Consider the following 13,194-nt stretch of genomic DNA (forward strand, 5'->3'; position numbering starts at 1 on the left):
AGGGAGAGGGCCGGGGTGAGGGCATCAGGCCGCACAATACTGAAGGGAAAACCATGCACACAACCCACAGCACATTTTCTCTCGCCGGCCACACCCTTCACCGCATCACTTTCGACCCCACCACCTTCACCGACGCCGATCTCCTCTGGCTGCCCCATCACGCACAGCTGGCTGACGCCGGACGCAAGCGCAAATCCGACCACCTGGCAGGCCGCATCGCCGCGGCGCATGCGCTAAACGAGCGCGTAATCCCCGGCATCGGACCCAGCGGCGAACCGCTCTGGCCGCAAGGTATTTCCGGCAGCATCACCCACAGCGGCACGCAGGCGATGGCCGTCGTCACGCAATACCCTGCGCTTATCGGCATCGATTGTGAAACGATCCTTTCCGAAAACGAAGCCTGGGAAATCAAAGACGGCATTATTGATACGCAGGAAGAACCTGTGCTTTCCCGCTCGGGATACCCGTTCGCCCTCGCCCTGACGCTGGCGTTCAGCGCCAAAGAGAGCCTGTTCAAGGCCCTCTTTCCGCAGGTGCAGGCCTGGATGGGTTTTGACAGCGCCCGCATTACCCTGCTCGACGACAGGACGCTTACGCTGGCATTGACCCGTCAACTTGCAGGCTTTGAGGAAGGCACTGCCTTCACCCTTCACTGGCAGCAGCACGGCGAACAGGTCATCACCCTGCTGTCACACGCTCCTGCCGACGTGCCTTCACGCTGGTCAACACAAACGTCACGATAAACACCAACGCGAACAGGACCACAATGGTCGGCGCGGGCGCGCTGTCGAGATAAAACGAGGCATACACGCCGCTTACCGAAACCAGCGCTGAAACGGCGACCGCCACCAGCAGCGCCATGTGAAAGCGTCGGGTAATCAGCACCGCCACCGCGCCGGGGGCAATCAGCAGCGAAATCGACAGAATTATACCCACCGCTTTCAGCGTCGCCACGATGGTCAGCGAAACCATGCACAGTAAGCCGTAGTGCAGCCAGCGGGTGCGCAGGCCGCTCGCCTGCGCCTGCTGATAGTCAAAGCAGAACAGCAGAAAATCGCGCCACTTCAGGCCAATCACCAGCGCAATCAACCCCGCGACGAGACCGCTTTGCAAAATGTCCATCCCGTTAATGCCCAGCATATCGCCGAACAGAATGTGGTCGAGATGCACCTCAGGTTTGACGGCGATATAGAGGATCAGCCCGGCGCCGAACATGCCGGAAAAGACGATCCCCATAACCGTATCTTGCTTGATTCGGCTGTTATCCTTCAGGTATCCGGTGGCGACCGCGCAGAACAGACCGGCCACGAATGCGCCCAGCGCCAGCGGCAGGCCCATCATCCAGGCCAGCACGACGCCGGGAAACACCGCGTGGCTCATGGCGTCGCCCATCAGCGCCCAGCCTTTCAGCACCAGAAAAACCGACAGCAGCGCGCAGGGCACGGCCACCAGGAGTGAAATCATCAGGGCGTTGTTCATAAACGCAAACTGGAACGGTTCGAGGAGCAGCGTCATCATGGATGTGCCTCCCGCGCCCGACGGCGGCTGGCAAGCAGCCCGTGCTTCGGCGCAAAGACGAACGCCAGCAGGAACAGCAGCGTCTGGGCGACCACGATAATGCCGCCGGTGGCGCCGTCCAGGTAATAGCTGGCCCACGCACCGAGGAAGCTGGTGATGCTGCCAATGGCGACGGCAATCATCAACAGGCGCGGGAAGCGATCGGTCAGCAGCCAGGCGGTCGCACCGGGCGTAACCACCAGACAGATCACCAGAAATGCGCCGACGGTTTGCAGCGCCGCCACGGTAGAGACCGCCAGTAGCGTAAAGAAGAGAATTTTCAGACGTTCAGGACGCAGACCGATGGCGCGGGCGTGGTTCTCATCAAAAAAGGTCACCATCAGATCTTTCCATTTGAACAGCAGGATAACTATCGACACCACGCCGATAATCGCCAGCTGGACGATATCTTCCGGGGCGATGGCGAGAATATTGCCGAGGACGATGGTCTGAATGTTCACCGAGGTCGGGTTGAGTGAGACCATAAACAGCCCCAGCCCGAAAAACGAGGAGAAGATCAGCCCGATAATGGCGTCCTCCTTCAGGCGGCTGCGCTGGTTGAGAAACAGCATGCTGCCCGCCGCCAGCCCGCCCGATAAAAACGCCCCCAGCGAGAACGGCAGTCCGAGCATGTAAGCGCCCGCTACGCCCGGCACGATGGAGTGCGACAGCGCATCGCCGATCAGCGACCAGCCTTTGAGCATCAGATAGCAGGAGAGAAACGCGCACAGCCCGCCCACCATCGCCGAGACCCACATCGCGTTGAGCATGTACTCGTAGCCAAAGGGTTCGAGAAGCGCGTTCATTTGGCCTCCTGTCGGTGCGTGACGAAGGGGCGTTCGTCGTCGGTAATAATGCGATCTTCCGAGCCGCTGAGCACCACGTGGCGCAGCACGCCGCTGAAGGCGCGCTCAAGATTCTCAGCGGTAAAGGTGATATCCGTCGGGCCGCTCGCCAGCACGGTGCCTTTGACCATCACCGTGTAATCGCAGAATTCCGTGACCGAGCCCAGATTGTGGGTCGAGACCAGCATGGTTTTACCCTCGTCGCGCAGCTCCCGCAGCAGGCTGATGATCCTGGCTTCGGTTTTGACGTCCACGCCGGTAAACGGCTCGTCGAGCAGGATCACCTCGCCCTGCTGGGCAATCGCCCGCGCCAGAAACACGCGCTTCTTTTGGCCGCCGGAGAGCTCGCCAATCTGCCGATGACGCAGCTCAAGCATATCCACGCGCTTCAGGGCGTCGGTTACAATCTGCCTGTCGCGCTCTTTAGGCCGACGCAGAAACCCCATATGCCCGTAGCGGCCCATCATCACCACGTCCTCGACCAGCACCGGAAATGACCAGTCGACCTCTTCCGACTGCGGCACGTAGGCGACCAGGTTCAGGCGCAGCGCCCGATGAGGCGGAAGCCCGAGAATGGAGATAGTGCCGCTCGCCGCCCGCACAAAGCCCATCACCGCCTTAAACAGCGTGGACTTGCCGGAACCGTTCACCCCCACCAGGGCGGCAATCGATCCGCCCGGCACGCTGAACGACGCGTCGCGCAGCGCCGTGTGGCCGTTGCGGTAGGTCACGGTCACGTCGGTTACAACAATCCCCTTCTGCATGGTTACTCCTTCATCCCGTCGCGGATGCCCTGCACCAGCGTGCGGGTGGTGACGTTCAGCAGATCGATATAGGTCGGCACCGGGCCGTTTTCTGCACTCAGGGAGTCAACGTACAGCACGCCGCCGTAATGGGCGCCGGTTTCACGCGCCACCTGACGGGCGGGCTTATCCGAGACGGTGCTTTCGCTGAACACCGCCGGAATGTGATGTTTTTTCACCAGATCGATAACCTTGCGCACCTGCTGCGGCGTGCCCTGCTGATCGGCGTTGATCGGCCACAGGTACAGCTCTTTCAGGCCCAAATCCCGCGCCAGATAGGAGAACGCCCCTTCGCTGGTCACCATCCAGCGTTTGTCTACCGGGATCGCCGTGACCTGCTTGCGCAGCGGTTCGAGAGTGGCGGTGATCTTCTGCTTGTAGGCGTCGGCGTTACGCTGATAGGTCTGCGCGTTGGCCGGATCGTACTTCACCAGCGCGTCGCGGATGTTATCGACGTAAATCAGGGCGTTGTCCGGCGACATCCACGCGTGCGGGTTGGGCTTGCCGTTATAGGGCCCTTCGCTGATGCCCATCGGGGTGATGCCTTTGGTAACAATCACCTCCGGCACGCCGTTCAGATGCTGATAAAAGCGCTGGAACCACAGCTCCAGATTCATGCCGTTCGCCAGGATCAGCTGCGCCTTCTGCGCGCGTTTGATATCGCCCGGGGTGGGCTGGTATTCGTGAATTTCCGCGCCCGGTTTGGTGATGGAGGTGACCTCTGCGGCATCCCCCGCTACGTTTTTCGCCATATCAGCGATAACGGTAAAAGTGGTGATGACCTGGAACTTTTCAGCCGCCAGCGCGCCGGTTGTGGTCGCGGTCATAAGCAGCGCGCCGAGCAACAGACGCTTCAATCCTTGCCGTGGATGCATCGCAGAAGTCTCCTGAGGTGATTAAATTAAAAGCAAAATTAGCCCGTGCTATAAGGTATAGCACAGGCTATATTTAAATGAAAATAGTTATCATTAAAGTTATGTCAACGGAGGGAGAGCCTGATGGCGCTTCGCTTATCAGGCCTACGGTAAAGCAGTTTTGGAGTTTTGTAGGCCGGGTAAGCGCAGCGCCACCCGGCATAAGGGCGACTCACTGCCCGGCAAGTGCCTTATAAAATGCAGGATTCTCCCGAATCACATTAAGTACCTTCGCCGCCAGCCCGGTTGGGTTGCGACGTTTAGACTCCCAGCTCTTTATCGTATCGACGCTCGTGCCAAGCGCCTTCGCCATTTCGCTTTGCGTGATATTGAGCTGCTCTCTGATGGCGCGCACATCAGCAACTTCATAGCGGGTTACCCGGGAAGCGGCTTTTCTTCCGTTATGGATCTCAACGGCCTCTTCAAGCGAAGATTTTAATTCATTAAAAATACTCATTATCAGCCTCCACCTGCCTGATTAGGGTACATAGTACACCTCAAATTTACGGCACTGGAAGCAGTATTTTTCAGAATGGAAGTCAGCTTTTTAAGTTCTGCTTTCTCTGTCTCTGTCAGGCTGTCCTTTATGCATTTTGGATAGGCCATAATGAAATAGATCACCTTTTGCAGATCCTTTAATTCATCATCCGTAGCAATGCTTTTAATCTGTCGGGTAAAGAGTGATGTTTCGATAAACTCTATCGCATGACTCATCCATAGTTCCTTCCCTAAACGCAGCAAAAGCCCGAATGCTTCAGCATCAGGCTCTTGCTGCATGGTTACTCTTCCTTGAGTAATGCTGCGCCAAATAACTGTATTTATATACAGTCTAAAGGTATTTTAAGAATCCGTTTAGACATCCGGGAACATCACGCTATTCCCCGGCGCTTCCCTGTGGAGATGGATAAAGTTCAGGTGCCGTTCATACTGGTCCAGAATATCCGTAATTACCTGCTCCTTGCTGTAATCCATCAAATCATTCCCCTGGCTCCCTTCCAGCAGGAAGGTCTCCAGCCGGTAGTAGGTCGATTTCCCGCTGCGCGCCCGGTAGGTGAACCCTGGCACCGAATACTGCTGCGGCCAGATCTGATAAACAAAGTTCTGCTCGTCGCCCATGTGCACCAGCAGATCCAGATGCCCCAGGGTTTCGCCCTCTTCCGGCGGCAGGTTTTTCAGCTCCACGTAGGCGCCACGCAGCTTCAGCTCCTGCGCCACCTCTTCCATCGCCGGGAAGCAGACCGTCTCCATCATCTGGCTGGTGTAGCGCGTGCCCGGGTAGTTCATCAGGCGCGACAGGCGTTTCTTCCAGCTCAACCTGTCCTGTGCGCCCATCGGCCGCGGCGCGGTGTCGCGGCTGGCGCTGACGCGGCGGTAGTCTTCCACCTTAAGCGATTTATACAGCCCGGCCATCACGAAGAAGATCACGAAGCTGAACGGCAGGCCCATGATCACCGTAGTGTTCTGCAACGCAGAGATACCGTTGGTCATCAGCATCCCGAGCGTCAGCAGGCCGATGGCGACGGACCAGAAGATGCGCAGCCAGTTCGGCGCATCGCTGTTGATGTCTTTGAGCTTCGAAGTGAAGTTGCCCAGCACCAGCGCGCCGGAGTCCGCCGAGGTGACGTAGAACAACAGGCCGGTAATGGTTGCTACGGACGCGCTAAAAGTAAACGCCGGGTACTGCGCCAGCAGGCTGTAGAAGCCGCGCTCCGGGTGCACCATCGCTTCCTGCGCGAAGGTCGCATTGCCGTGGATAATTTCGTGCAGCGCGCTGTTGCCGAAAATCGACAGCCACAGCAGGGTGAAGGTGAACGGGATGATCAGGGTGCCCATCACGAACTGACGGATGGTGCGCCCACGCGAAATGCGCGCCAGGAACAGGCCGACAAACGGCGACCAGGCCACCCACCACGCCCAGAAGAAGAGCGTCCAGTTGTTCATCCACTCCACCGGGCGGTCAAAGGCGAAGCTGTTCAGCGTCATGCCCATAAAGCGGTTCACGTAATCACCTACGTTGAGCACCAGGGCGTTGAGCAGGAACGAGGTGTCGCCCATAAACAGCACGAACAGGATCAGCCCCAGCGCCAGCGCGACGTTCAGCTCGGAGAGCACGCGAATACCTTTATCCACGCCGGAGGTCACCGAGATGGTAGCGATGATCACCGACAGCGCAATTAGCGCCGCCTTCGCCGCCATCGAATCCGGGATGTCAAACAGCACGCTCAGCCCGTAGTTAAGCTGCACTACGCCAATCCCGAGCGTGGTCGCGATACCAAAGATGGTGCCGATCACCGCCGCGATATCGACGCTGTGACCAATCGGACCGTTGATCTTTTTCCCGAAAATCGGGTACAGCGCGGAGCGGATGGTAAGGGGCAAATTATAACGATAGCTAAAGTATCCGAGCGCCATGCCCATCAGGGCATACATTGACCAGCCCGTCAGGCCGTAGTGGAACAGCGTCCAGACCATCGCCTGACGCGCGGCCTCCATCGTCTGCCCTGCCCCTTCCGGCGGCTGCATATATTGCGTGACCGGTTCCGCCACGGAGAAGAACATCAGGTCGATGCCAATGCCCGCGGCAAACAGCATCGCGGCCCAACTCAGCAGGCTGAACTCGGGCTTGGACTGCTCTGGCCCAAGCTTCACCGAACCGAAGCGCGAGCAGGCAATGCAGACGACGAACACGATATAGAGCGTCGCCGCCAGAAGGTAGTACCAGCCGAAGGTCTTCGACACCCAGTTCAGGGTGCGCCCAATCCACTCGGCAGAAAAATCACGAAAGAAGATGGTCGTCAGGGAAAACAACAAAATCAGCCCGGCGGACGTATAAAAAACGACCGGGTTGATTTTGTCTTTTTCTCTGTCTTGTGAAAGGTCTGTCATCCAGTATCCCCACTGTTTTTGTAACTATTAAAATCCAAAATCGCAACAATTAAGACACATTTTATATTGAACGTCCAATCAAAAACCGCTTTAATAGATTACCAACGCTGATGAATGGAGTGGCAAAAATGCCCAAAGTGGGGATGCAGCCGATCCGGCGCAGGCAGCTCATCGATGCCACGCTGGAAGCAATTAATGAAGTGGGAATGCATGACGCAACCATCGCGCAAATCGCCCGTCGGGCGGGCGTGTCCACGGGCATCATCAGCCACTATTTCAAAGATAAAAACGGTCTGCTGGAAGCAACCATGCGCGACATCACCGGTCAGTTACGCGATGCGGTATTAAGCCGTTTACGCGCCCTGCCGGACGGCAGTGCAGAGCAGCGTTTGCAGGCGATTGTCGGCGGCAATTTTGATGAAACCCAGGTCAGCGGCGCGGCGATGAAGGCCTGGCTGGCCTTCTGGGCCAGCAGCATGCATCAGCCGATGCTCTATCGTTTGCAGCAGGTCAGCAGCCGCCGGTTGCTCTCAAATCTGGTGTACGAATTCCGCCGCGAACTGCCGCGTGAACAGGCTGAAGAGGCGGGCTACGGGCTCGCCGCACTGATTGACGGGCTGTGGCTGCGCGCCGCGCTCAGCGGCAAACCGCTGGATAAAACCCTGGCCCAGTCGCTTACCAGCCACTTTATCAGCCAGCATTTACCGACCGAATAACCGAGGAGGAAGCATGTCCCGAATGGCAGAACAGCAGCTTTATATCAATGGTGGTTATACATCCGCCACCAGCGGTCGCACCTTCGAGACCATCAACCCGGCCAACGGTGAAGTTCTGGCGAGCGTGCAGGCCGCCGGGCGTGAAGACGTGGACCGCGCCGTAGAGAGCGCAAAGCGCGGGCAAAAAATCTGGGCGGCGATGACCGCCATGGAGCGCTCGCGCATCCTGCGTCGCGCCGTCGATATCCTGCGCGAGCGCAACGACGAGCTGGCAAAGCTGGAAACCCTCGACACCGGTAAAGCGTTTTCTGAAACCTCGACCGTCGACATCGTCACCGGCGCGGACGTGCTGGAGTACTACGCGGGGCTGATCCCGGCACTGGAAGGCAGCCAGATCCCGCTGCGCGAGACCTCCTTCGTCTACACCCGCCGCGAGCCGCTGGGCGTGGTGGCGGGCATCGGCGCGTGGAACTATCCGATCCAGATCGCCCTGTGGAAATCCGCCCCGGCGCTGGCGGCGGGCAACGCGATGATCTTCAAGCCGAGCGAAGTAACGCCGCTTACCGCCCTGAAACTGGCGGAAATCTACACCGAAGCGGGCGTGCCGGACGGCGTGTTTAACGTTCTGCCGGGTGTGGGCGCGGAAACCGGCCAGTACCTGACCGAGCATCCGGGCATCGCCAAAGTCTCCTTTACCGGCGGCGTCGCCAGCGGCAAAAAGGTGATGGCGAACTCGGCGGCCTCGTCCCTGAAAGAGGTGACGATGGAGCTGGGCGGTAAATCCCCGCTGATAGTGTTTGACGATGCGGATCTGGATCTCGCGGCAGATATCGCCATGATGGCCAACTTCTTCAGCTCCGGTCAGGTGTGCACCAACGGCACCCGCGTGTTCGTGCCCGCGAAGTTCAAAGCCGCGTTTGAGCAAAAAATCGTTGAGCGCGTGGGCCGCATCCGCGCGGGCGACCTGTTCGATGAAAACACTAACTTCGGCCCGATGGTCAGCTTCCCGCACCGCGACAGCGTGATGCGCTACATCGCCAAAGGCAAAGAGGAAGGCGCGCGCGTGCTGTGCGGCGGTGATGTGCTGAAGGGTGACGGCTTTGATAACGGCGCGTGGGTGGCCCCGACCGTGTTCACCGACTGCACCGACGAAATGACCATCGTGCGCGAAGAGATCTTCGGCCCGGTGATGTCCATTCTTTCCTATGACACTGACGAAGAGGCCATTCGTCGCGCCAATGACACCGACTACGGTCTGGCGGCGGGCATTGTCACCGCCGATCTTAACCGCGCCCATGGCGCTATTCATCAGCTCGAAGCGGGCATCTGCTGGATCAACACCTGGGGCGAATCCGCCGCGGAGATGCCGGTGGGCGGCTACAAACACTCCGGCATTGGCCGCGAGAACGGCGTCATGACGCTTCAGAGTTACACCCAGGTGAAGTCCATCCAGGTTGAGATGGGTAAATTCCAGTCCATATTTTAACCGGGAGGTTTATTTGCAATTTGACTACATCATTATCGGGGCCGGCTCTGCCGGCAACGTACTGGCAACACGACTGACTGAAGATCCAAACACCACCGTCCTGCTGCTTGAGGCGGGCGGGCCGGACTACCGCTTTGACTTCCGCACCCAGATGCCTGCCGCGCTGGCCTTCCCGTTGCAGGGCAAGCGCTACAACTGGGCGTATGAAACCGAGCCAGAGCCTTTCATGAACAACCGCCGCATGGAGTGCGGACGCGGAAAAGGGCTGGGCGGCTCGTCGCTGATCAACGGCATGTGCTACGTGCGCGGCAACGCAATGGATCTGGATAACTGGGCGAAAGAACCGGGTCTGGAGCACTGGAGCTATCTCAACTGCCTGCCCTACTACCGCAAGGCAGAGACCCGCGACGTGGGGCCGAACGACTACCACGGCGGCGACGGTCCGGTGAGCGTCACCACCTCTAAGCCGGGCGTGAACCCGCTGTTTGAAGCGATGGTGGAGGCAGGCGTGCAGGCGGGCTACCCGCGCACCGACGATCTCAACGGCTATCAGCAGGAAGGCTTTGGCCCGATGGATCGCACGGTCACGCCGCAGGGCCGACGCGCCAGCACCGCGCGCGGCTATCTGGATCAGGCCAAACCGCGCCCGAATCTGACCATCCGCACCCACGCCATGACCGATCACATTATCTTTGACGGCAAGTGCGCGGTGGGCGTCGAGTGGCTGGAAGGCGAAAGCACCATTCCTTCAAAAGCGACAGCGAAGAAAGAGGTACTGCTGTGCGCGGGCGCTATTGCGTCTCCGCAGATCCTCCAGCGCTCCGGCGTGGGCAACGCTGAACTGCTGAAGCAGTTTGATATCCCGCTGGTACATGATTTACCCGGCGTGGGGGAAAACTTGCAGGATCACCTGGAGATGTACCTTCAGTATGAAAGCAAAGAGCCCGTTTCCCTCTACCCTGCCCTGCAGTGGTGGAACCAGCCGAAGATTGGCGCGGAGTGGCTGTTTGGCGGCACCGGCGTGGGTGCGAGCAACCACTTCGAAGCGGGCGGGTTTATCCGCAGCCGCGAGGAGTTCGAGTGGCCGAATATTCAGTATCACTTCCTGCCGGTAGCGATTAACTACAACGGCTCGAACGCGGTGAAAGAACACGGCTTCCAGTGCCACGTAGGCTCCATGCGCTCGCCGAGCCGCGGGCACGTACGGATTAAGTCCCGCGACCCGCATCAGCATCCGGCGATCCTGTTCAACTATATGTCCCACGAGCAGGACTGGCAGGAGTTCCGCGACGCGATCCGCATCACCCGTGAGATCATGCACCAGCCGGCGCTGGACAAATACCGTGGGCGCGAAATCAGCCCGGGCGTCGAATGCCAGACCGACGAACAGCTGGACGAGTTCGTGCGTAACCACGCCGAAACCGCCTTCCATCCGTGCGGCACCTGCAAGATGGGCTACGACGACATGGCGGTGGTCGATGGCGAAGGCCGCGTTCACGGGCTGGAAGGGTTACGCGTGGTAGATGCGTCGATTATGCCGCAAATTATCACTGGCAACCTGAACGCCACCACCATCATGATTGGTGAGAAGATTGCCGACGCCATTCGCGGGCGCGAGCCGCTGGCGAAGAGCACGGCGGCGTATTATGTGGCGGATGGGGCGCCGGTTCGCCGCTGAGTGCGAACTTCTCCTCTCACCCCGGCCCTCTCCCTTTGGGCTGAGGGTTCCCCACAAATTAATGCGAGCACTGAGCAATCCCCTCGCCCCTCCGGGGAGAGGGTTAGGGTGAGGGAAAATTATTTTCGAAATTCCTCTAACCGCCTGACCTGCCGCCCTTCAGCGTCAAAATTCTCCGCCGCCAGCCAGGCGCGCAGCTCCGTGTCCCTTTGCGGCCACTCGCCGTCAATAATCGAAAGCATATCGCTGTCGCGGTTGCGTCCTTTGCGCACCAGCTTCTGGCGCAGACGTCCCTCCCAGACGAACCCCAGCCGCTCCGCCGCGCGGCGTGAGGCGGTGTTCATCGAATCGCATTTCCACTCCAGCCGACGATATTTATGCTCAAAGGCATTTTTCAGCAGTAGCCACACCGCTTCGGTACCCACGCGGGTGCCTTTCATCTTGCGCGACCAGGTGACGTGGCCAATTTCCACCGATCCCAGAAAGCGTTCAATCGCCATATAGCTCACCAGCCCTACCGCCTTTTCGGTGCGCAGATCGATAACGGCAAAGGGCACCAGGTCGTCATCCAGCACCTTTCCGAGCACCCAGTGCGCAGTAGCCTCAACGCTCACAGGCTGGGTGCTGGCAAGCCACGTCCAGTCGCTGTCATCGCCCAGTGCGTAAGCTTCAAACAGATCCGCCGCGTGGCGTTCTGCGTCCAACGGTTCCAGACGACAATACTGGCCGGTTAGCGGCGTGCGAGTTAGCGCTCGAGCACATTTCCAGTCGGGGACGATATCGTTAACGGTTTGACCATGTTGATTGATTTCGGGCACGGCGGTGACTCCCTGCAAGGTAAGGAGTTTGTTATAGCAGGTTAAAAAGCGGTCGAAAAGGAAGAACGTGCAGGCCGGGTAACGCGTAGCCGCCACCCGGCATAAAATTACTTCAGCAGCTTAACCGTCGCGTCGATGTCGATTTCATCTTCGGTGAAGATCATCGTCGTGTTCTGGAAGGTGGTGATCGCCAGCTTCTTCACCGTGCGCATCTCGCCCGGCTTTTTCTCACTTTTCGGCTTGATGCTGTTCATCAGTAGCCCCACCGACAGCACCGCGTTCTCTTTGTCGATTTTGGTCTCAACGGGCTCTTCTTCGCTGAACACCACGAAGGATTTGATCGAGGTGAGCTTCACGCGCTCGCCCGCGATATAAAGATGCTTGCTCTCCGGGATCACCTTCACCGCATACGCGGAAAGGCCTTTGGTGTTGGTGGTTGGCTCGAAGGTCACCGCAGCGTCTTTTTTAATCAGATCAGGGTTGGCGACCTTAATCACATGAAAATAGCGGTTGTCGCCGTTTTCATCTTTGATAAATCCGAAGCCTTTATCTTTAAACCACGTTGTGATTGTACCGTTCATCGCTGTTACCGCCTGTCAGATCGTAATGACTAAAGTTTTGCAGCGCGCAGTGTAATGCACAATGGCGGATGAGACAAAAAAAAGCCCCTGCACGGGGGCAGGGGAAAACTCATGTCAGAGCTTATTAGAATTTAGTTGAACACCATCCCACCATCGATGAGCAGAGACTGGCCGGTCATATAGTCAGAATCTGACCCGGCAAGATATGAAACGCAGGCGGCAACATCTTCCGGTTCGGACAGGCGGCCAAGCGTAATGCGTTTGGCAAAGGTCTCGGTCCCGTAGCCGAGCGGTTTACCCGCTGCCTCGGAGACCTGACGGTCGATCTCCGCCCACATCGGCGTTTTAACGATGCCCGGGCAGTAGGCGTTGACGGTGATCCCCAGCGGAGCAAGATCCCGTGCGGCGGTCTGGGTTAAGCCGCGCACCGCAAATTTACTGGAACTGTAGACGGCCAGCTCCGGGTTGCCGGTATGGCCCGCCTGGGAGCAGGCGTTGATGATTTTGCCGCCGTGCCCCTCTTTGCGGAACGCGTCAATCGCGGCCTGAATGCCCCAGATCACCCCTTTCACGTTGATGTTGTAGACCTTGTCGACAATTTCCGGCGTGATGGATTCGATTGGCGTGGACGGCGCCACCCCGGCGTTATTGACGATGACGTTGAAGCCGCCCAGCGCGGTGCGGGCTTTTTCCACCGCCGCAAACACCTGGTCGCGGTCAGAGACGTCCACCTTCACGGCGACGGCTTTCCCGCCGTTGCGGGTGATCTCATCCGCGACCGCTTTCGCCGTCTCTTCGTTGTAATCCGCGATAGCGACGGCAAAGCCGTCCTTCACCAGGCGAAGCGCGATCGCTTTGCCAATCCCCTGGCCGGAGCCGGTTACGAGAGCCACTTTTTGCATTTCTCTGT

General features: G+C 58.6%; 14 protein-coding genes. 4 read left to right on the forward strand and 10 right to left on the reverse strand.

The features are described from left to right. Positions 1–53: 53 nt before the first annotated feature. Entirely contained in the window at positions 54–743 is a 690-nt protein-coding gene (gene entD, locus ACOT0L_RS22210) for an enterobactin synthase subunit EntD (RefSeq protein ID WP_032624702.1), read from the forward strand. On the opposite strand, the gene ACOT0L_RS22215 is transcribed toward entD, so the two are convergent. The 7 genes from ACOT0L_RS22215 to betT form a co-directional block, all read right to left on the reverse strand. Continuing rightward, a complete protein-coding gene (locus tag ACOT0L_RS22215) occupies positions 679–1,518 on the reverse strand; it encodes a metal ABC transporter permease (protein ID WP_058646737.1) in 840 nt (279 codons plus the stop codon). The genes entD and ACOT0L_RS22215 overlap by 65 nt on opposite strands. Next, positions 1,515–2,363: an iron/manganese ABC transporter permease subunit SitC gene (gene sitC, locus ACOT0L_RS22220; protein ID WP_022647369.1), complete on the reverse strand. Its 849-nt coding sequence runs from the start codon at positions 2,361–2,363 to the stop codon at positions 1,515–1,517. Before sitC ends, ACOT0L_RS22215 begins: the two co-directional genes overlap by 4 nt. Next, on the reverse strand, positions 2,360–3,166 hold the full coding sequence (gene sitB / locus ACOT0L_RS22225) for an iron/manganese ABC transporter ATP-binding protein SitB (RefSeq protein WP_023299548.1): 807 nt from the start codon (positions 3,164–3,166) through the stop codon (positions 2,360–2,362). The genes sitC and sitB overlap by 4 nt, the downstream gene beginning before the upstream one ends. Positions 3,167–3,168: 2 nt before the next feature. Further along, entirely contained in the window at positions 3,169–4,080 is a 912-nt protein-coding gene (locus tag ACOT0L_RS22230) for a metal ABC transporter substrate-binding protein (RefSeq protein ID WP_022647367.1), read from the reverse strand. Positions 4,081–4,291: 211 nt separating this feature from the next. Continuing rightward, on the reverse strand, positions 4,292–4,576 hold the full coding sequence (gene nadS / locus ACOT0L_RS22235) for a NadS family protein (protein ID WP_003858821.1): 285 nt from the start codon (positions 4,574–4,576) through the stop codon (positions 4,292–4,294). A 2-nt stretch (positions 4,577–4,578) separates the two neighbouring features. After that, positions 4,579–4,833 carry a hypothetical protein gene (locus ACOT0L_RS22240; protein ID WP_032621825.1) on the reverse strand — a complete coding sequence of 85 codons (255 nt, stop codon included), beginning with the start codon at positions 4,831–4,833 and terminating at the stop codon, positions 4,579–4,581. A gap of 138 nt (positions 4,834–4,971) precedes the next feature. Continuing rightward, the gene (gene betT / locus ACOT0L_RS22245; protein WP_023305649.1) at positions 4,972–7,005 is read right to left on the reverse strand and encodes a choline BCCT transporter BetT; all 2,034 of its coding nucleotides are present in this window, start codon (positions 7,003–7,005) and stop codon (positions 4,972–4,974) included. Positions 7,006–7,133: 128 nt separating this feature from the next. Here betT and betI point away from each other — a divergent pair, with 128 nt between their 5' ends. The 3 genes from betI to betA are packed head-to-tail and all read left to right on the forward strand — an operon-like array spanning position 7,134 to position 10,885. After that, positions 7,134–7,721: a transcriptional regulator BetI gene (gene betI, locus ACOT0L_RS22250; protein WP_023299544.1), complete on the forward strand. Its 588-nt coding sequence runs from the start codon at positions 7,134–7,136 to the stop codon at positions 7,719–7,721. Positions 7,722–7,734: 13 nt separating this feature from the next. Then, positions 7,735–9,207, forward strand: coding sequence for a betaine-aldehyde dehydrogenase (gene betB, locus ACOT0L_RS22255; RefSeq protein WP_058677247.1), 1,473 nt, complete (start codon positions 7,735–7,737; stop codon positions 9,205–9,207). 13 nt (positions 9,208–9,220) lie between these two features. Next, the gene (gene betA / locus ACOT0L_RS22260) at positions 9,221–10,885 is read left to right on the forward strand and encodes a choline dehydrogenase (RefSeq protein ID WP_126504321.1); all 1,665 of its coding nucleotides are present in this window, start codon (positions 9,221–9,223) and stop codon (positions 10,883–10,885) included. A 119-nt stretch (positions 10,886–11,004) separates the two neighbouring features. On the opposite strand, the gene ACOT0L_RS22265 is transcribed toward betA, so the two are convergent. The 3 genes from ACOT0L_RS22265 to ACOT0L_RS22275 form a co-directional block, all read right to left on the reverse strand. Next, entirely contained in the window at positions 11,005–11,703 is a 699-nt protein-coding gene (locus ACOT0L_RS22265) for a GNAT family N-acetyltransferase (protein WP_126504319.1), read from the reverse strand. A gap of 107 nt (positions 11,704–11,810) precedes the next feature. Then, positions 11,811–12,284: a cold-shock protein gene (locus ACOT0L_RS22270; protein WP_022647360.1), complete on the reverse strand. Its 474-nt coding sequence runs from the start codon at positions 12,282–12,284 to the stop codon at positions 11,811–11,813. A gap of 131 nt (positions 12,285–12,415) precedes the next feature. Then, entirely contained in the window at positions 12,416–13,186 is a 771-nt protein-coding gene (locus tag ACOT0L_RS22275; RefSeq protein WP_023299538.1) for a (S)-acetoin forming diacetyl reductase, read from the reverse strand. Between the last annotated feature and the right edge of the window lie 8 nt (positions 13,187–13,194).

The sequence above is a fragment of the Enterobacter cloacae complex sp. XAL002 genome, assembly GCF_049236805.1.
GTDB lineage: Bacteria > Pseudomonadota > Gammaproteobacteria > Enterobacterales > Enterobacteriaceae > Enterobacter > Enterobacter intestinihominis.